Here is a 1,167-nt window from a genome sequence, read left to right on the forward strand (position 1 = left end):
CGCCCCGACACGCGTGGAGCCTCCACAGTGTTGTAGGAAAAACCGTGCAGAATTTCTGCCATGGCGGTTCCAAAGGACTTGCTTACCGAGTTGGTCACCCAGCACGGGGTGGCGTGGGCCAAGTTGCTCGGCGAGGTGGAGGTCGCGTTCGACAAGACCTTGGCCGCCTGGGCGCCGGTGTGTCCCGACCCAATGCGGATCCCGGGCGGAACGTTGTGCAGCGACGTGCGAACCCGGGTGCTGCTGATGAACGGCATCGACGCGCGGAGCAGGTTCGACGACCCACCGCGGACACCCCCGAAAGGGGCGTCGTGCGGCCCGGGGTCGACGTTGAAGATGACCTCTGGCCCGAGTTCGTCGGTGCGTCTCGGCGACACCAAGAAGGTGGCCTGGGCGCGGTTGCGCCACCTGACACCGCAGGAGGCCGAGGACATCGGTGCGTTGACCCCACAGCCGATACCAGCCACCCAGCCGGGCAAGCAGATGGCGTTCGACGCCGCCGAGATGGAATCGGAGCCGCAGGTGATGGGCCCGCCGGGCATCGGCGACCAGTACGAGTTCATCGCCTACTGGTGGGAGAGCCCGGGCAGGCTGTCGGTGGCCGGTGCCATCCTGGCGATGGTCGCCGATATCGACACCAAGGACGAGCGGATCGTGGAGTTCGTCGAACTGCCGCCGGCGATCCGGCCCAAGACGGCGGCCGAGATGGCGGCACCCGACGACTCCGACGACGAGGATGTGCGCGACTTCGAGGATCTCTTGCCTCCCGAATCGCCTTCGGAGACTGGGGATTCGGAGGCCTAGACCATGCGATTCTGCCGACTGGCGCTGACCGGGGACGAGGTGGTCGGTGATGACGACAGTCGAGGTGTTCGGCACTCGGGTCCGCCAGGCCCGGGTCCTTCGGCGAATGTCGGGTACCGCGGTCATGGAGCACATGGGCTGGCGGTCGCCGCGGCAAACCCGACTGGAGCAGGCCGAGACAGCGGTGCTCGACACCACCGAGTTCGACCGGCTGGCTGCGTTGTTGCGTTTCCCCCCAGCGTTTTTCACTACCGCCCCGGTGTCACGGGTGAGCACTCGGGATCTGTTGTTCCGGGCGCCGAAGTCCACCACGGCCGCCGAGAAGGAGTACCTGGCGGTGTTCGCCAACGTCATCGGTGATCT

2 protein-coding genes are annotated in these 1,167 nt (G+C 66.6%); both read left to right on the top strand.

From position 1 onward, the window contains the following. Window positions 1–60 precede the first annotated feature (60 nt). A complete protein-coding gene (locus AWC14_RS10175; protein ID WP_085241237.1) occupies window positions 61–804 on the top strand; it encodes a hypothetical protein in 744 nt (247 codons plus the stop codon). A gap of 49 nt (window positions 805–853) precedes the next feature. Continuing rightward, window positions 854–1,167: helix-turn-helix domain-containing protein (locus AWC14_RS10180; protein ID WP_142281657.1), on the top strand; the 314-nt coding region annotated here is incomplete at its 3' end.

Origin of the sequence: Mycobacterium kyorinense (assembly GCF_002101735.1) — a bacterium.
Classification (GTDB): domain Bacteria; phylum Actinomycetota; class Actinomycetes; order Mycobacteriales; family Mycobacteriaceae; genus Mycobacterium; species Mycobacterium kyorinense.

Bases quoted from the DNA above. Each gene is read 5' to 3' on its own strand.
- AWC14_RS10175 (WP_085241237.1), top strand. From the start codon at position 61: ATGGCGGTTCCAAAGGACTTGCTTACCGAGTTGGTCACCCAGCACGGG.